The sequence below is a fragment of the Roseobacter sp. MH60115 genome (genome assembly GCF_015644665.1).
Lineage (GTDB): Bacteria > Pseudomonadota > Alphaproteobacteria > Rhodobacterales > Rhodobacteraceae > Roseobacter.
In genome coordinates this window covers 360,205-378,067 of the sequence record NZ_JADOBQ010000003.1, presented here as the reverse complement: position 1 = coordinate 378,067, position 17,863 = coordinate 360,205, and the positions used below count along the sequence as shown (strand labels likewise).

Below are 17,863 nucleotides of genomic sequence, written 5' to 3'. Positions count from 1 at the left end.
TCAATTGACGGCGTCTTCCAGCATCACCACGCGTCCTTCACAGAGCGCGTCAATATCTATCTTGCCACTGTAGTCGTCTTGAAATTTCTTGCTCAGCAACTCGCTTTGTTTGGCGACCCAAAGGGAATGGTTGAAGTCGCCGAGGGGGCCGCCAAGGGCGGCCACTTCATGACAGATATCCAGCATATGCGCCGCAACAAATGGCGCGTCCACGCCTTTCTCTACCAAATCCGTTCCAAGCAATAGCAGGTCGCTACGCAGCTTCAGTACCGCAATTTTCTGTTCGGGGGATAACTCCATGACCAATAACTCCTTTAATGACAATTCTAAAAATCCAGAACCGATTGTACCAGAGTTCGAGGCCTCACGACAAATTTTGGAGGTAGAGCGGCTGAGGTTTGACATCGAGCGTCTGCGCAACCCCACAACAAGAACCGCGAAACAGCACGAGCTACAGTCCAACTTCGAGTTGGAGAAAAAGTTAGATGCCCGGTTTGAGGCGGCACAAAACGCCTTTGTGGACAGACACCTAAATCTCAATCCCAAGCTGGAACCCGGTCTAGGGTATACCAATGAAGATACGTACCAAAAGCAGCTCGAAAAACTGCAAGTCGCATTCAGGCAAACGCCCGAAGCGATCCAAATGCGCGATGACCACACTGACCAGATAGAACGCTCATGGACGGACTTGCGTGTGTCTGTGAGCAAGGAACTTCGCAAGCAGGAGCATCATCACAGGCGCTAAGTCCTTATGAAAAGGAGAAAAACCTTGAGGTTCCAACTCAACTTATGATATGTTCACTTTATGTTCTCATGCGTGCGCGCTGATCTTGCGACCGCAAAAGAGCAAAGATTTTTCTACATTCTAACCGACCAACCAAGGAAAGGAGTTGTTCCATGGACAGACAAGTTATGCCCAATAAACCAGTTGAAACCTTGCGCGACGGACGCCTGAAGGCTGCCGTTTGGCAAAACGAAAATGATAAGGGCCGTTATTACACGGTGAGTCTCGCCAAGGTGTATGAGGATCGTGATGGCAAGCTGAAAGAGACGAACTCGTTCTCTGCCGGGGAAATGTTGCGCGTCTCAGAACTCGCCCGCGAAGCGCATACTGTGATCCGGGGTTTGAACAGAGAACATGCTGTCGAACGCAAAGCGGAGCCACAACCGTCAAAAGCAGCCCCAGAGCGCCGTCACAGATAACGCAAAAGATCAAAACGGCCTCCCAGCCTTGTGGGGGCGTCGTTCGTTTTTGAACGCAACAAATGAATGAGGAACGCAAACAACACTCAAGAAAGGACTGCCCTATGACCGAACATCTCAAGGATTTAACGACAAGCCTTTCCGGCGATCCACCAAGCTTAGAAGAGCGATTGCTCGCAAGGTATGGTCGGTATCTTGAAGGGGAAGACCTGACGGAGGCGCAGCGCAAAGAGTGCCTGCTGGCGCTTTGGCAGATCATGTCCGCCTTTGCGGACTACGGGTTCTCCCTCAAAGCTGGGGACAAGTTCACCAGTGAAAGTGACCACGGCATGGATGATGTGCTAAGATACCTCATCCCTGAAGAGACAGCGCCTGAAACAGTGGCATCCCCCAACACCGCAAACAAGGAGGAGCCGGAATGAGCGCAGAGCAGTTTCCTGAGTCAAGAGCAGGTCAGATTGACGCGGCAGTAATTTATTGTCGTGTTTCAACAACTAAACAAACCATCGAGGGGCACGGGCTTCAGTCGCAGGAGGTGCGCTGCCGCGAGTATGCTGAGCAACACGGTTACGACGTACTGGCAGTCTTCCCTGATGACGTGTCGGGGGGAGGGGACTTTATGGGGCGACCCGGCATGGTTGCCCTACTTTCCTTTCTCAAAGCACAGCCGGATCGACGCTTCGCAGTCATATTTGATGATCTTAAAAGATTTGCGCGGGACGCCGAATTTCATATCAAACTGCGGCGGGAACTGAACACAGTCGGTGCCAAGGTCGAGTGCTTGAATTTCAAATTTGAAGATACGCCCGAAGGCGAATTTATTGAAACCATTATGGCTGCTCAGGGCGAACTTGAGCGCAAGCAGAACCGCCGGCAGGTTATCCAGAAAATGAAGGCGCGTGTTCAGGCAGGCTATTATCTTTTTGCACCTGTCTACGGCTACAGATACGAAAAGGTGCCAGGTCGCGGCAGAATGCTTGTGCCTGATGAGCCTGCTGCATCGATTGTCAGGGAAGCGTTCGCTGGAATGGCCCACGGGCGCTTCCGCTCAATCGGTGACGTGAAGCACTATCTCGATGAGCACTCGAATATCTCACGGTGCTCCAATGGCGGAGCGCATTGGTCCGTTGTGTCTGATATCCTTCGGCGGAAGCTCTACACAGGGCTGATCACGGTCAAGAAGTGGGGGATTGTAGATCAGGAAGGTATCCACGAGCCGCTTGTCTCGCTCGCAGACTGGCTGCGTGTTCAGGACGTGCTTGATGGCAAGGCCATGGCCCCGCGACGCAAGGACATAAATGAAGACTTCCCCTTGAGAGGATTTGTGTGTTGCGCGGACTGCGGAGCGCCGATGACGTCTTGTTGGTCGAAGAGCCGGAACGGTGTGAAGCACCCTTACTACCTGTGCGCTCAGAAGGCGTGTCCCTCGAAGAGGAAGTCGATCCGCAGAGACGATTTAGAAACAGCTGTCGCTCGCGTGCTTGAAAGACTTGTACCAGCCCAGAAGCTCTCAAAGCTGGCAGGAGAGATGTTCCAAGACATATGGAACAATCGCGCCGCCCAGTCAGAGGCAACCACTCAGAGCCTTCTCAGAGAAGCAAGTCAACTCCAAAAACAGATCGACAAGTTGATTGATCGCTTGGTGAATGCGACTGGTGACAGTGTGATCGAAGCTTATGAACAGCGCATTGCGAAAATGCAGCAAGACAAGAAGGTACTTATGGAGCGCATCAATAACCTTGCTGTCAAACAGGATACCTTCAGCAAGACGTTCGAACACGCCATGCGATTCCTCTCAAACCCCTATAAAGTATGGGAAAAAGGTAGCTTTGATCTCAAGCGAAACGTCCTGAATCTGGTCTTTTCGGAACCTTTGGTCTATTGCAGAAATGAGGGTCTTCGAACCGCAAAAACGGCCTTACCTTTCAAGGTGTTAGGCGATTTTTCTACCAAGAATTTGGAGGTGGTGGGCGACCCTGGAATCGAACCAGGCGTGCGTCTCCGCGAGGGAGTTACAGTCCCCTGCCACACCTTGCGGCCTGTCGCCCACGCCGCTGATGCATTGCACCTGCGGTGAAGGCGTGATTACAAGCGGTGCCCAGAGGCGTCAAGGCGAAATCAGAACCTTTTTGGCGCTGGAATGAACAGGATCGATCCGATGAAAAAACCCAAGTGGGTTGTGCAGAAAGAGCAGGACAAAAAGGCACAGGGGCGCGAGACAGTCTGGCTTTTTGGCCTGCATGCCGTGCGTGATGCGTTGATGAATCCCGCGCGGGAAAAACTGCGGCTGGTGGTGACGCTGAATGCGCAGAACAAGCTCGCGGAGGCCATCAAGAGCGCCGGCGTAACGCCGGAAGTGGTCGATTCGCGCAAATTTGCAGCCCCGCTCGATCCTGGATCGGTGCATCAGGGGGCCGCGCTGGAGGTCAAACCGCTGGACTGGGGGCGTCTGGAGGATGTCTGCATAGGCCCGGCATCGCCGCGCGTGGTGATGCTCGATCGGGTCACGGATCCGCATAACGTGGGCGCGATCCTGCGGTCGGCCGAGGTTCTGGGGGCATCCGCCGTGGTAGGCACGCGGCACCATTCCGCCCCTGAAACCGGGGCCTTGGCCAAGACCGCCAGCGGTGCGCTTGAGCGCCAGCCTTATATCCGCGTCCGCAATCTGGCCGATGCGATCAAGGCCCTGCAGGACATGGGCTATCTGGTGCTGGGGCTGGATGGTGAGGCGACCCAAACCATCGAGGCGGCGGTCGAGGGCAAGCGCGACCGGCCCGTGGCGCTGGTGCTGGGCGCCGAAGGGCCGGGGCTGCGCGAGAAAACCAAGGAAACGGTGGACGCGCTGGTGCGGATCGACGCAGCCGGTCAATTCGGCTCGCTCAACGTCTCGAACGCGGCGGCGCTCGCCTTATATGCAAGCAGAGCGTCTGGATGACGCGCCAGGTTAGGATGCGCTGAATGGGGTATTCCACAAAGATTGCGACATGTTGCTACTGCGGGGCGCGAGCGGCACTCGTGCTGGGGCGGGACCGGCACGAACTGGTGTGCTCCAGCTGTGGCGCACCGCTGCACGAGTTGAAACGCCTGCCGCAGGAGCATCCCGGGAAAACCGAGCTTGTGCGCCCCTCCGCCGTGCGTAAATCGTCGAAACCGGCCAAAACCCCGAAAATGAAAAAGCAAAAACCACGACGCAAGAGTTACAAGCGGCGCAAGGGTTTCATGCAGCATCTGATGGAAGAGGCCTTTGATGTGATCGAAGATATCTTCGATTGAGCATCTTGGCAGGTTTCAGCCTGAAAATTTAACGTTTCGTTCACAGATTTGCGAGACAGTCTGGATATGCGGGTTTGCACGCATATCTAAGTGTCATGTCAAAGAGCTCGGAACGCTTTTTGATTTCATGACTGTCCCTCGTTCCGTACCTCTGCGCGCCCCTTGCTTTATAGCATCGGGCGCTCTTTTTTTCCGGCGTCGGGACAGGTAGGAAGAGGCATGACCTATTCGGACGCCCAGCTTAAGGAAATTCTGACCCGCACGCGCCGTATTGCGGTAGTGGGCGTGTCGATGAACCCGGTGCGGCCCAGCTATTACGTGGCGCGGTATCTGTCCCTGAAGGGGTTTCAGGTGGTGCCCGTCAATCCGCGTCACGCGGGTGAGGTGCTCTTGGGGCAAAGGGTGCAGGGCGCGCTGTCCGACATCGAGGGTGATGTGGATATGGTCGATATCTTTCGCCGGTCGGACGCCGTGCCGCCAATTGTCGATGAAGCTCTGGCGCACTTTCCAAAGCTTCAGACGATCTGGATGCAAATTGGGGTGGAACACGCCGATGCCGCTGCACGGGCAGAAGCGCGCGGCGTCACGGTGATCCAGAACCGCTGCCCCAAGATCGAATATCAGCGCCTGTTCGGAGAGTTGCGCATGGGTGGGTTTGCCACCGGGATCGTCTCATCACGGCTCTAGGAGCGTGCCGCTTTCTCCGCCAGACCGGATTGGCCCTGACGGCGGTCAAGCTCGCGCAGTACCTCATCCAGCGTCACGTCCGAGGCGGCCAGCATCACAAGCAGGTGGTAGAGCACGTCTGCCGCCTCTGAGGTCAGACGCTCCTTGTCGCCCTTCACCGCCTCGATGATCGCCTCTATCGCCTCTTCGCCGAATTTCTCGGCGCATTTCTCCGGGCCCTTCGCAAGGAGTTGTGCCGTCCAGCTGCTGTCCGGGTCCGCCGATTTGCGGGCTTCGATGGTTTGGAACAGGTCGTCTAGGGTCATGTCAGCCTCATGGGAATGCCCGCAGCGGCCATATGCGCCTTGGCCTCGGCGATGGTATAGTCGCCAAAGTGAAAGATCGACGCGGCCAGCACCGCAGAGGCCCCGCCTTCGGTGACCCCGTCCACCAGGTGATCCAACGTGCCCACACCGCCCGAGGCGATCACCGGCACCGCTACTGCATTGGAAATGGCGCGGGTCAGCGGCAGGTTGAACCCGGCGCGCGTGCCGTCCCGGTCCATCGAGGTCAGCAGGATTTCCCCCGCGCCCTTTGCCGCCACGGTCCGGGCGAATGCGACGGCGTCGATGCCGGTTGGCTTGCGGCCACCGTGGGTGAAAATCTCCCATTTGCCGGGGCTGACGGTTTTGGCGTCGATGGCCACCACGATGCATTGGCTGCCGAACTGGTTCGCTGCATCCGCTACCACATCGGGGTTGGCCACGGCGGCGGAATTGAACGATACCTTGTCGGCGCCCGCCAGCAGCAAGGCGCGCACATCGGCCGAGGTACGCACACCGCCGCCCACCGTCAGCGGGATATAGCAGTGCTCGGCCGTCCGGCTGACCACGTCGAACATCGTGCCGCGATTTTCGTGGGTGGCAGTGATGTCGAGGAAACAAAGCTCGTCCGCCCCCGCCGCGTCATAGGCAATGGCCGCATCCACCGGGTCGCCCGCATCGCGCAGATCGACAAAATTCACGCCTTTCACGACACGCCCTTCGGCGACATCCAGGCAGGGGATGATACGGGTTTTCAGCATGTGGCACTCATTCCGGCAGGAGGGTGGACCGGCCATCGCGTTCAGCGCGGGCAACCCGGGCCAGCGCATTGCGGGCGATCAGGATGTGAAACGGCAGGATGGACCGCAGGTAGAGGCGCCCCCCCAGATTATGCGGATGCACCCAGGTGGCCAGAAAAACGAGGCCGGCATCGCTCATGACGCTGACGCGGAAATTGAGGTGCCTGTCGTCAAAGCCAGCGATGACTTCGTCATCGGCACTGTGCTCAACGGGGAAAAATCCAATTTTTTCCGCTGCCTCCGGACCGTCCTTCATTAAACCAAAGGGCGCGGTGAGCAGGTTGCGCAGGGCGACAAGACCCTTTGCCCATCCCGGAAAATCCACGATGATACGGGCCGCCGAGGGCGCGGGCAGAGTGCTGGCGACCCGGTAGCAATCCAGAAAGTCACCCGGTGCCATCCGTGCGTGCAGGCGGCTTTGCACAGGCAAGTCGGTTTTGGTGACGACTGGAATCATGCTTGTCAGGCCTTCAGTGCTGCAAGTGCTTCTTTCAGGTCGATGGCCCCATCATAGAGGGCGCGGCCGGAAATTGCGCCTTGAAGATCTGCGCCACAATCGCGCAGGGCGATCAGGTCCTCCAGCGATGAGACACCGCCCGAAGCGACCACCGGGATCGACACCGCCCGGGCGAGCGCCGCGGTAGCTTCGATATTGGGGCCTTTCATCGCGCCGTCGCGCAGAATGTCGGTGTAGATGATGGCCGCGACCCCGGCGTCCTCAAAGGATTTCGCAAGCTCGGTCACCCGGACGTCCGTTTCCTCGGCCCAACCCTTGGTGGCGACAAACCCGTTGCGCGCATCGATACCCACCGCCACATGGCCGGGGAAGGTACGTGCCGCTTCGCGCACCAGATCGGGGTTTTCGACGGCAACAGTGCCGAGGATCACACGGGTGAGGCCTTTTTCAAGCCAGGATTCGATGGTGGCCATGTCGCGGATGCCGCCGCCCAGTTGCACGGGAATGGTGCAGCTCTTGAGGATCGCCTCGACCGGGGCGGCATTCACAGGCGCTCCTGCAAAAGCGCCATTGAGATCAACCAGATGCAGCCACTCGCAGCCTGCGGCGACGAAGTCCAGTGCCTGGGCCGTCGGGTCATCGTTGAAGACGGTGGATTTATCCATGTCCCCGTGGAGAAGGCGCACGGCCTGACCGTCCTTGAGGTCAATCGCGGGGTAAAGGATCATGGCAAGGGTCCTTGATATCGGGGTATGTTGCAGACCGTCTCTTGCACGCTTTGGCCGGGGTTTGCAACGCGACGCAGGGTCATGCTTGCACAGAGCGTCCCCAAACGCAGAGACTGCTGCGCAAAAGGGAGGACAACATGAAGAAACTGATGACAGCAGCACTTGCCTGCGCGGCCTTTGGCGGTGTGGCGCTGGCCGACCCCATCGAAGGCATCTGGCAGACCGAGCCGGACGACGGTGCCTATGCGCTGGTCGAAATGGCGCCCTGTGGGCCGAATTACTGCGGCACGATCCAGCGGACGTTCAATGCGACCGGCGAATATGCCTCCAACAATATCGGCAAGACGCTGGTGATCGACATGGCGGCGGACGGCGGCGGTAAATACAAGGGCAAGGTCTGGCGCCCGTCCAACGACAAGGTCTACATCGGAAAAATCGCGCTGCAGGGCGACAGCATGCTTCTGTCGGGCTGTGTGGCCGGTGGGTTGATCTGCTCCAAGCAGACGTGGTCGCGGGTAAAATAGGCCCGCGCGTCAGGCCTGGGCGGGGGCGCACAAGCGACCTCGGCTTGCCGTGACAAACCCGCGTGGTTCAACGCTTCATTAACGGGTGATGGCTTAAAACGATGAGACTTCTCTGCCCCCTTGCCATCGGGGGCAGGGTGTTTTTCGTGGGAACTCGTACCAGGCCGATCCATGCCGCAACGTCGCAAACCAGCATCCGAAGTGACGCCTGAATATGAGGATTCGGGCCTCTTCAAGAACAAGGTCGGGCAGCTCTCGGTCGAGCTGGTGCCGCAGATGATGCGCAATGGGCGCAACGATCTTGTGGTGCGCGGGTTCGTAAACCGCACGATCGAGATTGAAGTGGCTTTTGCGGGCAGGCGGGTGAAGGAGGTCGGCCCGTTGGAGGCGCGATTGCGCGCCATGATGACCCAGGCCGTCAAAAAGGCGGCGGCAAGCGGCGCGCGAGAGCCGGATACCGACCACATTCGACTGCCGGTTCTGATCGAAGGCGCGTGGCGGCCGCGCTTCAAGCGTGACCAGGCCGGGTGGGAAACCCGCAGCTATTACCTTTTTGCGGCACGCTGGTCGGTGCTGGACAATGAGGGCAACACGGTCTCTTTCGGCTCGCCGCCAATCGTGGTCGCGAGCCAGTATCAGGAGTGACACCCGCGCGGGCAGCGCGCGGATGCCCATCCCATGCAACACTCGGTCGGTCCGCTTAGGGGCGCCAGGTGAGGAAGTTCCCGATCATGCGCAAACCCGCAGCCTGGCTTTTCTCCGGATGGAACTGCAGGCCGATCATCGTGCCAGTGCCGATCACCGCCGTGACGTCGCCACCATACTCCACATGGGCCAAGCGCTCGTCCGGTCGCGTGACATCCATGTGATAGCTGTGCACGAAATACGCGTGATCCCCGCTCTTGATGCCGTCAAAGACCGGATGCGCGCCGTCCAGCACCAGATCGTTCCAGCCCATATGCGGCACCTTGAGCGCGGGGTCTGACGGTTCGATCTTGCGCACCTCGCCCGCGATCCAGTCCAACCCTTCGGTATCGGTGTATTCGCGCCCCCAGCTGGCCATCAGCTGCATGCCAACGCAGATCCCCATGAAAGGGCGCCCCTTGGTCTCCACCGCTTCGACCATCGCCGAATAGAGGCCGGAATGACCTTTCAACTCTGCCATGCAGGCCGGAAAAGCACCATCCCCGGGCAGCACGATCCGGTCGGCGCGGGCCACAACATCGGCATCGCCGGTCACGACAATCTCGCCGCCATCGGTTTCGCGTGCCATGCGCTCGAACGCCTTTTGCGCCGAATGCAGGTTGCCGCTTTCATAGTCAATAATCGCCGTCAACACGTCAGAGCGCACCTTTGGTGGAAGGGATCGCATCCGCTTTACGCGGATCAACCTCCACCGCGTCGCGCAGCGCGCGGGCGACGGATTTGAACGCGGCCTCGGCGATGTGGTGGCTGTTGAGCCCGTGCAGCATATCCACGTGCAGCGTGATGCCCCCATGAGTGCTGAGCGCCTGAAAGAATTCGCGCACCAATTCAGTGTCAAAGGTGCCGATCTTGGCGGTGGGCAGATCCACGTTCCAGATCAGAAAAGGCCGCCCCGACAGATCCAGCGCCGCGCGCACCAGCGCGTCATCCATCGGCAGAAGGCAAGCGCCATACCGGCGAATGCCCCGTTTGTCGCCAAGCGCGGTGGCCAGCGCCTGACCGATGGCGATGCCGGTGTCCTCCACCGTGTGGTGGTCGTCGATGTGCAGATCGCCCTGTGCCCGCACGGTCATGTCAATCAGCGAGTGGCGCGCCAGCTGGTCCAGCATATGATCGAAAAATCCAACACCGGTCTGATTGTCGTAAGAGCCTGTGCCATCCAGATCGAGGGTCACGGTGATCTCCGTCTCCGCGGTGGAACGGGTGAGGGTGTGGCTGCGCATAGGGGCCTCCGGGCCGAAGTGAGTGCGCGCCCTTATAGCAGCCTGCGGGTCCGCGCCAAGATGTGACATTCGGGATTGCAGCGCCCGTGCCGTATATGTCAGCTTGGGGCCGAGGCGAACCGCCCAATCAGGAGCATTCATGGCCACATGCGTCTTTATCCAGATCCGCTGCACACCGGGCACGACCTACCGGGTGGCGGAGGAGATCGCCCTGCGCGAAATCCATTCTGAGCTGTATTCGACCAGCGGCGATTTCGACCTGCTGATGAAACTCTACATCCCCAAGGACGAAGATGTGGGCAAATACATCAATGATCATCTGCTGGACATCAAAGGGATTGAGCGGTCGTTGACGACGATGACGTTCAAGGTATTTTGAGGCTGCGGCGTGGCCTTGGCGCGCTGGCGCTGGTGATCTGTGCCGGACCCCTGGCGGCAGGGCAGAAAACCTATGCCGGCGAAGAGGCCGCCGCCTTGCGCTGTGCCAATACGCTTGCCTTCACAGCGGTGGCGCTGGAATCGTCGGGCGGGATCGGTCAGTTGGAGAAAGACGTGATGCTGGACATCACCGTCCGCATCCTCGTTGACCATGTCAGCGGTACATGGCGACAGAAAAAGGCGGCGCTTCGCATCGTGCGTGACCGGCGTGATGTCATCGAAACACTTGATGATTTCCGGCGCTACGCCAATCAGTGTCTGGTGCAGTTTCCCATCAACTGAAAGCGTCGCGAGACGTTGTTGTGCCACAGTAACATCGCATCTTCGATCAGTCGGGGAGTGCGGCAATCGAACCGATCACCGGGTCTGCGGGTTCTACGCGGCCTGTGATCGCACGGGATCACCCTGCATTTTATGGGGTGACGTCGGAAGAGTGGGAGCGCACCGATGTGGCAAATGCACTTTCATAAACCTTGTCTCAAACTTCCCGTTATACGATCACTGGGATATCCGCCGCGCGTGTGGCGGCGATGGTGACCTGACATGGAGTTTCCGGTGAAGTCCAATGGCGTGATTCTGGCCGCAGCCTTTTTCTGGTCGACGATCTCTCCGGTCGCCGCGCAGACGGAGATCACTTTTTGGCACGCGTTTTCGGGCGGGCTGGCGGAGCTTTTGTCGACACAGGTCGACGCGTTCAATGCGTCACAAGACGATGTGGTTGTCGTCGCCACCCGCAAGGGAGACTATGCGGAGACGTTTCGTGCCGGGATTGAGGCCTTTGGCACGGAGGACCACCCCAGTCTCTTGATGGTCCACGATGTTGCAACCGCCGGGATGGTGTCGACACCACGCGCGTTCAAACCTCTACACGAGGTCATGGCCCTGCAGGATCCTGACTTTACCGGCGACGCGTTTCTCCCGGGGATCAGAGGCTCATTCTCCCAGGGTGATGGCCGGATACTCTCTTTGCCGTTCAACACGTCGACACCCGTTTTGTGGGTCAACCGCGACGCGCTGACTGCCGCGGGCATTGATCCTGAGGTCGATCTCAGCACATGGGAGCAGGTAGACGAGGTGCTGGGTCTCCTAAGGGCCGCAGGGAATGACTGCCCATTGACCACGACCTGGCCCAGTTGGATCCATCTGGAGAATTTCTCCGCTTATCACGACGTGCCCTTTGCTACATCCGCGAACGGATTTGGTGATGCCGAGGCCGCTCTTGTGCTGAACGGCGCCGCGCAGGTTGCGCATATCGACGCGTTGGGCGCTTGGGCGCAGGAAGGCAAATTCATCTACTCAGGGCGGCGCAACGCCGCCGGTGCCAGGTTTCGGGCCGGAGAATGCGCGCTTTTGACCGAAAGCTCGGCCGCCTATATGTCGATCCGCGTGCATGCGGATTTCGACCTGGATGTGCGCCCCTTGCCCTATTGGGCGGCGCTGACGGAGACACCCCGCAATTCGATTGTCGGTGGCGCGTCTATCTGGGTGATGGCGGGGCAGACGGAGGTGGAGTATCAGGCTGCCGCCGCCTTCCTGGGCTATATGAGTGCAGCGGAGGTTCAGGCGAATTGGCATCAAAACACCGGTTTCCTGCCGATTGCGCGTAGTGCGGTGGCGCTTGCACGGGCGCGGGGGTTTTACCTCACGAACCCTGGCAGCGAGGTTGCGGTGGCGCAGGTCTCTGCCGATGCCGTGACCGACAATTCCAGGGGTTTACGGCTGCACGCTCTCGACCAGCTTCGCGGCATCATAAACGAGGAGCTTGAGGCCGTCTGGTCCGGTGAGAATGACGCGCAGGCCGCGCTGGACAGCGCCCAGAGCCGTGGGGAGGCGGTATTGCGCCGCTATCATCAGGTCACCCGGTAGCTGATGTGTATTTCTCCCGGTGATGGTCCCACAGGATCACAATTGCCAAGGGCGCGACGTATCCAAGGGAAACTCCTGGTCGCGTGAATGCTCCGAAGACAATTGAAGAGAGGGCGGTCATTGGCGCAAGAGACACGTGATCCGGATTTTTCCTCACCAAGAGGCGTTGCAGACCTGTCCCGCTCTCTGCCATCGGAGGGTGGTCCTGCAATTGACCAGTGAAGGCGTGTGGGGGGAGACACAGAGCCCGTACCTTAGGGGTCGCTGCTTGATGGTTCTTGCGCAAGAACTTCTTCCCAGGCTCCTAAAGGCGCAGCTCCGCTAGCCAATCTTGAAAGGTGCGACTATCGCGTCGGTATCCGTGAAGCCGATGCCATGCTGAATGATCTTGGCGAATGGAACCTGAGCATCGATGTGCGACCTTTGCATGCGTGGCGAGCTCAATCCGGAGTGAGTCACATACACCGGGAGCGCCCAGAGCTATCCGATTTCCATGTCGTAAGGCGTCTAGCGATTCGCGAAAAACGGGAATTTTTGCTTGGATTGACAATATGTCGCAGGCCAAAAGTCAGAGCCGCTCCTAAATCGTATACATTTGCATACATCTGCGAAAGATGGATTGGCTGAATTGGAAATGATAGACCAAAGAAATCATTAACAAATCCTTTTACCTGAGAAAAAATTTACAGATACTCCACCCTGTCGAAAAAAACTTTACAAAAAATCCCAATAAAACCAACAATCAGTGTGTCCTGTTTACAAGTTTGAGTATGCTCTGACGGCAAGCGCCAATATCCCCGATGGTTGGGATCTATCGCGGCGCAGCACGAGGAGGATACCAATGACAACGGACGAACTGCTGGCGCCAGCTGATGTGGCGGCCACCGGCGCGGCGCCAAACCGCCCGCATGTGACCGCAGATGACTACACGCGGAGATACAACGCATCCGTGCAGGACCCCGACGCCTTTTGGGCGCAGGAAGGTCAACGGATCGACTGGATCAAGCCCTTCACCAAGGTCAAGAACACGTCCTTTGCGCCCGGCAACATTGACATTCGCTGGTTCGAAGATGGCACGCTGAACGTCTCGGCCAATTGTATCGACCGCCACCTTGAGGCGCGCGGCGACCAGACCGCCATCATCTGGGAGCCGGATGATCCGGCGAAGGAAGCGGCTCAGCACATCACCTACAACGACCTGCACCGCTCTGTCAGCAAAATGGCCAATGTGCTGCGGGAGCTGGGCGTCGCAAAAGGCGACCGGGTGGTGATCTACCTGCCCATGATCCCGGAGGCGGCCTATGCCATGCTCGCCTGCGCGCGGATCGGGGCCATCCATTCCATTGTCTTTGCCGGTTTCTCCCCGGACGCGCTGGGCGCGCGGATCAACGGCTGTGACGCGAAAGTCGTCATCACCGCGGATTACGCCCCCCGCGGCGGGCGCGAAACACCGTTGAAGTCGAACACAGACACGGCCCTGCTGCACTGCAACGACGATGTGAAGTGTCTCGTGGTCAAACGCACCGGTGGACAGACCACATGGACAGATCGCGACTACGATTGCACCGCATTGATGGCTGCGGCCTCGGCCGATTGCGCGCCGGTTGAGATGAACGCGGAAGACCCGCTGTTTATCCTCTACACCTCCGGCTCAACGGGCCAGCCCAAGGGTGTGGTGCACAGTTCGGGCGGCTATCTGGTCTATGCCGCGATGACACATGAAATCACCTTCGATTACCACGACGGCGATGTCTTCTGGTGCACGGCGGATGTGGGCTGGGTGACCGGCCACAGCTATATCGTCTATGGCCCGCTGGCCAATGGCGCCACGACGATCATGTTAGAAGGCGTGCCCACCTATCCTGATGCGGGCCGCTTCTGGGAGGTCTGCGCCAAGCACAAGGTCAACCAGTTCTACACCGCCCCCACCGCGATCCGCGCCCTAATGGGTGCGGGCAAGGAGTGGGTTGAGAAGCATGACCTGTCGAGCCTGCGTCTGCTGGGCTCGGTAGGTGAGCCGATCAACCCCGAAGCGTGGAACTGGTACAACGAGGTTGTCGGCAAGGGCAAATGCCCCATCGTCGACACTTTCTGGCAGACCGAGACAGGCGGGCACATGCTGACCCCGCTGCCTTGCACCGAGCTGAAACCGGGTGCTGCCCAGCAACCCTTCTTTGGTGTGCAGCCTGTGGTGCTGGAGCCGACCTCCGGCGAGGTGATTGAGGGCAATGGCGTCGAAGGCGTGCTCTGCATGGCCGACAGCTGGCCCGGTCAGATGCGCACCGTCTGGGGCGATCATGCGCGGTTCGAGAAGACCTACTTCTCTGATTACAAAGGCTATTACTTCTCCGGCGATGGCTGTCGGCGCGATGAAGACGGTGACTATTGGATCACGGGGCGCGTCGATGACGTGATCAACGTCTCTGGTCACCGGATGGGCACGGCGGAGGTCGAGAGCGCGCTTGTGGCCCATGCAAAGGTCGCTGAAAGCGCCGTGGTCGGCTACCCGCATGAGGTCAAGGGTCAGGGCATCTATGCCTATGTGACCCTGATGAACGGCGAAGAGCCCTCCGATGCGTTGCGCAAGGAGCTGGAAACCTGGGTCCGTACGGAAATCGGCCCCATCGCCAAACCGGATCTCATTCAATGGGCGCCGGGCCTGCCCAAGACACGCTCCGGCAAGATCATGCGGCGCATCCTGCGCAAGATTGCCGAGGATGATTTCGGGGCGCTTGGCGACACCTCGACACTGGCGGACCCCTCCGTGGTCGATGATCTCATCGAAAACCGCATGAACCGGGGGGACGCATGATGGACGGCTCCAAAATCCCCGTCACAGCTCCCGTCCTGATTCTGCTTGGGCCTCCCGGCGCGGGCAAGGGCACGCAGGCGCGCAAGCTGGAAGAAAACCACGGGTTTGTGCAGCTCTCCACGGGAGACCTGCTGCGCGCAGCGGTGGCTGCGGGCACAGAAGCGGGCCAACGCGCCAAGGCGGTGATGGAAGCAGGCGATCTGGTCAGCGACGAGATTGTCATTGCCATCCTGCGCGACAGGCTGGGTGATGCGGATTGTGCAAAGGGCGTCATCCTCGACGGCTTTCCGCGCACGACAGTGCAGGCCGAAGCGCTGGACGTGCTGTTGCGGGCCACCGGGCAGCGGATCAACGTGGCCATCAGCCTTGAGGTGGATGATGACGCAATGGTCCTGCGCATCTCGGGCCGCTTCACATGTGGCAGCTGCGGCGAAGGGTATCACGATACCTTCAAGCCCACGATCAAACCCGGTGTCTGTGACATGTGTGGCGGCACCGAGATGAAGCGCCGCGCGGATGACAACGCCGAAACGGTAGCACAGCGCCTAGCTGCCTATCATGCACAGACCGCACCGCTCATCGACTACTACGCCGGCCAAGGCGCGCTGTCGCGCATCCCCGCTATGGGCGCAATTGAGGAGATCGCCACAGCGCTCGACAGCGTCGTCGCTGCGGCCACGGCTTAGCCAACTGAGGGAGGCCTCTAGGCCTCAGGGAACCATACGGAGGAGGGCTTCATGTCCCAAACAAACGACACCAACGCGTATTGGCAAGCCAATGTGCGTCTCATCCTGATCAGCCTCGTCATTTGGGCGCTGGTCTCATTCGGGTTCGGGATCATCCTGCGCCCGGCATTGGCCGGGATCGCCGTGGGCGGCACCGACCTGGGCTTTTGGTTCGCGCAGCAAGGGTCGATCATCGTCTTCTTGATCCTGATCTTCTTTTACGCCTGGCGCATGAACAAGCTCGACCGTGAACACGGCGTGGACGAGGAATAGTCACAATGGATCAGTTTACACTCAACCTGCTGTTTGTGGGCGCGAGCTTCGCGCTCTACATCGGCATCGCGATCTGGGCCCGCGCGGGCTCCACATCAGAATTCTACGCTGCTGGTCGTGGCGTGCACCCTGTCACCAACGGTATGGCAACCGCTGCTGACTGGATGTCTGCCGCCTCCTTCATCTCCATGGCGGGGCTCATCGCCTTCACCGGCTATGACAACTCGTCCTTCCTGATGGGCTGGACCGGTGGCTATGTGCTGCTCGCATTGCTGCTGGCCCCTTACCTGCGCAAGTTCGGTAAGTTCACGGTGTCCGAGTTCATCGGCGACCGGTTCTACTCCAGCACCGCGCGGATGGTGGCTGTGATTTGCCTGCTTGTGGCCTCCATCACTTACGTGATCGGCCAGATGCAGGGTGTGGGCATCGCCTTTGGCCGCTTCCTTGAGATCGATGCCTTCTGGGGGCTGCTCATCGGGTCCTGCGTGGTCTTTGCCTATGCGGTCTTTGGCGGCATGAAGGGCGTGACCTATACGCAGGTGGCGCAATACTGCGTGCTGATCACTGCCTATACGATCCCGGCGGTCTTCATCTCGCTGCAGCTCACGGGCAACCCGATCCCGGCACTGGGCCTCTTCGGCAGCACAGAAAGCGGCGAGCCGCTGCTGGTCAAGCTGAACCAGATCGTGACCGACCTGGGCTTTGCTGAGTACACGGCAGCGCATGGATCGACGATCAACATGGTGCTCTTCACGCTGTCGCTGATGATCGGCACGGCGGGTCTGCCGCATGTGATCATGCGCTTCTTTACGGTGCCGAAAGTGTCGGACGCGCGCTGGTCGGCGGGTTGGACGTTGGTGTTCATTGCGCTCCTCTACCTCACCGCTCCGGCTGTGGGTGCGATGGCGCGGCTCAACATCTCCGAGCTGATGTGGCCCAATGGCACAAGCGGTGAAGCGGTCAGCGTCGAGCAGATCGAGACCGACCCGGACTACGCCTGGATGGCCACATGGCAGAAGACCGGCCTGCTGGGCTGGGAAGACAAGAACGGCGACGGCAAGATTCAGTACTACAATGATCAGAACGCCGATCTGCAAGCCAAGGCGGCTGAGAATGGCTGGGAAGGCAATGAGCTGACCAACTTCAACCGCGACATCCTGGTGCTGGCCAATCCCGAGATCGCAAGCCTGCCCGGTTGGGTGATCGGCCTTGTGGCAGCGGGAGGCTTGGCTGCGGCGCTGTCGACGGCGGCGGGGTTGTTGCTGGCGATCTCTTCAGCTGTCTCACATGACCTGCTGAAAGGTCAGCTCACGCCGAACATGTCAGAGAAATCCGAGCTCTTGGCGGCGCGGGTCTCGATGGCAGCGGCGATCGTGGTGGCCGTGCTTCTGGGGCTCAATCCACCAGGATTTGCAGCGCAGACAGTGGCCCTGGCCTTCGGTCTCGCGGCAGCCTCGATCTTCCCGGCGCTGATGATGGGGATCTTCTCGACCCGCATCAACAATGCAGGCGCCGTGGCAGGCATGCTCGCAGGCCTCGTGGTCACGCTGCTCTACATCTTCCTGCACAAAGGCTGGTTCTTCATCCCGGACACCAACTCGTTCACGGATGCCGACCCGCTCTTGGGCCCGATCAAGTCGACCTCTTTCGGCGCCATCGGGGCTGCGGTCAACTTCGCGGTGGCCTACTTTGTCTCCGGCATGACCAAGGAGACCCCGCAGGAGATCAAGGACCTCGTCGAAAGCGTGCGCATCCCGCGCGGTGCCGGCGTGTCCGTCGAAGGTCACTAAAGACGCCTGACATCGCCACCCATGGGTGGCGGTGCCTCCCATATCAGGCCCGTCCTG

23 protein-coding genes, 1 tRNA gene and 1 pseudogene are annotated in these 17,863 nt (G+C 59.5%); 16 read left to right on the top strand and 9 right to left on the bottom strand.

The features are described from left to right. Positions 1-300: a hypothetical protein gene (locus tag ISX84_RS12240; protein WP_195820646.1), complete on the bottom strand. Its 300-nt coding sequence runs from the start codon at positions 298-300 to the stop codon at positions 1-3. Here ISX84_RS12240 and ISX84_RS12235 point away from each other — a divergent pair. The 4 genes and pseudogenes from ISX84_RS12235 to ISX84_RS12220 all read left to right on the top strand — a co-directional run. After that, on the top strand, positions 299-745 hold the full coding sequence (locus ISX84_RS12235) for a hypothetical protein (RefSeq protein ID WP_195820645.1): 447 nt from the start codon (positions 299-301) through the stop codon (positions 743-745). The two genes, ISX84_RS12240 and ISX84_RS12235, sit on opposite strands and share 2 nt — an antisense overlap. 152 nt (positions 746-897) lie before the next feature. Further along, positions 898-1,203: a hypothetical protein gene (locus ISX84_RS12230; RefSeq protein ID WP_195820644.1), complete on the top strand. Its 306-nt coding sequence runs from the start codon at positions 898-900 to the stop codon at positions 1,201-1,203. Between the two features lie 104 nt (positions 1,204-1,307). Continuing rightward, on the top strand, positions 1,308-1,625 hold the full coding sequence (locus ISX84_RS12225; RefSeq protein ID WP_195820643.1) for a hypothetical protein: 318 nt from the start codon (positions 1,308-1,310) through the stop codon (positions 1,623-1,625). Then, positions 1,622-2,674 (top strand): annotated as a pseudogene (locus ISX84_RS12220) (recombinase family protein); the annotation flags it as partial. The gene ISX84_RS12225 and the pseudogene ISX84_RS12220, both read left to right, overlap by 4 nt. A 93-nt stretch (positions 2,675-2,767) precedes the next feature. On the opposite strand, the gene ISX84_RS23230 reads toward ISX84_RS12220, so the two are convergent. Next, the gene (locus ISX84_RS23230; protein ID WP_229884279.1) at positions 2,768-2,983 is read right to left on the bottom strand and encodes a hypothetical protein; all 216 of its coding nucleotides are present in this window, start codon (positions 2,981-2,983) and stop codon (positions 2,768-2,770) included. A gap of 184 nt (positions 2,984-3,167) precedes the next feature. After that, positions 3,168-3,251: transfer RNA gene (locus ISX84_RS12215), tRNA-Tyr, on the bottom strand. 110 nt (positions 3,252-3,361) lie between these two features. On the opposite strand from ISX84_RS12215, the gene rlmB reads away from it, so the two are divergent. From rlmB to ISX84_RS12200, 3 genes are all read left to right on the top strand, one after another. Continuing rightward, positions 3,362-4,138 carry a 23S rRNA (guanosine(2251)-2'-O)-methyltransferase RlmB gene (rlmB, locus tag ISX84_RS12210; RefSeq protein ID WP_195820642.1) on the top strand — a complete coding sequence of 259 codons (777 nt, stop codon included), beginning with the start codon at positions 3,362-3,364 and terminating at the stop codon, positions 4,136-4,138. 23 nt (positions 4,139-4,161) lie between these two features. Further along, positions 4,162-4,476: a hypothetical protein gene (locus tag ISX84_RS12205; RefSeq protein WP_195820641.1), complete on the top strand. Its 315-nt coding sequence runs from the start codon at positions 4,162-4,164 to the stop codon at positions 4,474-4,476. 219 nt (positions 4,477-4,695) lie between these two features. Continuing rightward, positions 4,696-5,163, top strand: a complete 468-nt coding sequence (locus ISX84_RS12200) for a CoA-binding protein (RefSeq protein ID WP_195820640.1) — start codon at positions 4,696-4,698, stop codon at positions 5,161-5,163. Here ISX84_RS12200 and ISX84_RS12195 read toward each other — a convergent pair. From ISX84_RS12195 to hisA, 4 genes are read right to left on the bottom strand one after another with little or no spacing between them, the layout of a single operon-like run. Then, positions 5,160-5,468 (bottom strand): phosphoribosyl-ATP diphosphatase, encoded by a 309-nt coding sequence (locus ISX84_RS12195; protein ID WP_195820639.1) that lies wholly within the window; start codon positions 5,466-5,468, stop codon positions 5,160-5,162. The two genes, ISX84_RS12200 and ISX84_RS12195, sit on opposite strands and share 4 nt — an antisense overlap. Further along, positions 5,465-6,226 carry an imidazole glycerol phosphate synthase subunit HisF gene (gene hisF, locus ISX84_RS12190; RefSeq protein WP_195820638.1) on the bottom strand — a complete coding sequence of 254 codons (762 nt, stop codon included), beginning with the start codon at positions 6,224-6,226 and terminating at the stop codon, positions 5,465-5,467. The genes ISX84_RS12195 and hisF overlap by 4 nt, the downstream gene beginning before the upstream one ends. Positions 6,227-6,233: 7 nt before the next feature. After that, positions 6,234-6,722 (bottom strand): DUF2867 domain-containing protein, encoded by a 489-nt coding sequence (locus ISX84_RS12185; protein ID WP_195820637.1) that lies wholly within the window; start codon positions 6,720-6,722, stop codon positions 6,234-6,236. A 5-nt stretch (positions 6,723-6,727) separates the two neighbouring features. Next, the gene (hisA, locus tag ISX84_RS12180) at positions 6,728-7,450 is read right to left on the bottom strand and encodes a 1-(5-phosphoribosyl)-5-[(5-phosphoribosylamino)methylideneamino]imidazole-4-carboxamide isomerase (protein ID WP_195820636.1); all 723 of its coding nucleotides are present in this window, start codon (positions 7,448-7,450) and stop codon (positions 6,728-6,730) included. Between the two features lie 137 nt (positions 7,451-7,587). Here hisA and ISX84_RS12175 point away from each other — a divergent pair, with 137 nt between their 5' ends. Together ISX84_RS12175 and ISX84_RS12170 are read left to right on the top strand one after the other, a co-directional pair. Further along, positions 7,588-7,974 carry a DUF2147 domain-containing protein gene (locus ISX84_RS12175; protein ID WP_195820635.1) on the top strand — a complete coding sequence of 129 codons (387 nt, stop codon included), beginning with the start codon at positions 7,588-7,590 and terminating at the stop codon, positions 7,972-7,974. A 171-nt stretch (positions 7,975-8,145) separates the two neighbouring features. After that, positions 8,146-8,619, top strand: a complete 474-nt coding sequence (locus ISX84_RS12170) for a hypothetical protein (protein WP_195820634.1) — start codon at positions 8,146-8,148, stop codon at positions 8,617-8,619. Between the two features lie 55 nt (positions 8,620-8,674). On the opposite strand, the gene hisH is transcribed toward ISX84_RS12170, so the two are convergent. Next, positions 8,675-9,313 (bottom strand): imidazole glycerol phosphate synthase subunit HisH, encoded by a 639-nt coding sequence (hisH, locus tag ISX84_RS12165; protein WP_195820633.1) that lies wholly within the window; start codon positions 9,311-9,313, stop codon positions 8,675-8,677. Position 9,314: 1 nt separating this feature from the next. Further along, positions 9,315-9,902 (bottom strand): imidazoleglycerol-phosphate dehydratase HisB, encoded by a 588-nt coding sequence (gene hisB, locus ISX84_RS12160; RefSeq protein ID WP_195820632.1) that lies wholly within the window; start codon positions 9,900-9,902, stop codon positions 9,315-9,317. Positions 9,903-10,041: 139 nt separating this feature from the next. On the opposite strand from hisB, the gene ISX84_RS12155 reads away from it, so the two are divergent. The 7 genes from ISX84_RS12155 to ISX84_RS12125 all read left to right on the top strand — a co-directional run bounded on the left by ISX84_RS12155 (position 10,042) and on the right by ISX84_RS12125 (position 17,806). Next, positions 10,042-10,281: an Lrp/AsnC ligand binding domain-containing protein gene (locus ISX84_RS12155; protein ID WP_195820631.1), complete on the top strand. Its 240-nt coding sequence runs from the start codon at positions 10,042-10,044 to the stop codon at positions 10,279-10,281. Further along, positions 10,278-10,622, top strand: a complete 345-nt coding sequence (locus tag ISX84_RS12150; RefSeq protein ID WP_229884277.1) for a hypothetical protein — start codon at positions 10,278-10,280, stop codon at positions 10,620-10,622. The genes ISX84_RS12155 and ISX84_RS12150 overlap by 4 nt, the downstream gene beginning before the upstream one ends. A gap of 261 nt (positions 10,623-10,883) precedes the next feature. Continuing rightward, a complete protein-coding gene (gene ugpB, locus ISX84_RS12145; RefSeq protein ID WP_195820630.1) occupies positions 10,884-12,206 on the top strand; it encodes a sn-glycerol-3-phosphate ABC transporter substrate-binding protein UgpB in 1,323 nt (440 codons plus the stop codon). A gap of 841 nt (positions 12,207-13,047) precedes the next feature. Further along, positions 13,048-15,018, top strand: a complete 1,971-nt coding sequence (gene acs / locus ISX84_RS12140) for an acetate--CoA ligase (RefSeq protein WP_195820629.1) — start codon at positions 13,048-13,050, stop codon at positions 15,016-15,018. Then, positions 15,018-15,704, top strand: coding sequence for an adenylate kinase (locus ISX84_RS12135; RefSeq protein ID WP_195820628.1), 687 nt, complete (start codon positions 15,018-15,020; stop codon positions 15,702-15,704). Before acs ends, ISX84_RS12135 begins: the two co-directional genes overlap by 1 nt. 51 nt (positions 15,705-15,755) lie before the next feature. After that, entirely contained in the window at positions 15,756-16,016 is a 261-nt protein-coding gene (locus ISX84_RS12130; RefSeq protein ID WP_195820627.1) for a DUF4212 domain-containing protein, read from the top strand. Between the two features lie 5 nt (positions 16,017-16,021). Next, positions 16,022-17,806 (top strand): sodium:solute symporter family protein, encoded by a 1,785-nt coding sequence (locus tag ISX84_RS12125; RefSeq protein ID WP_195820626.1) that lies wholly within the window; start codon positions 16,022-16,024, stop codon positions 17,804-17,806. Positions 17,807-17,863: the final 57 nt, after the last annotated feature.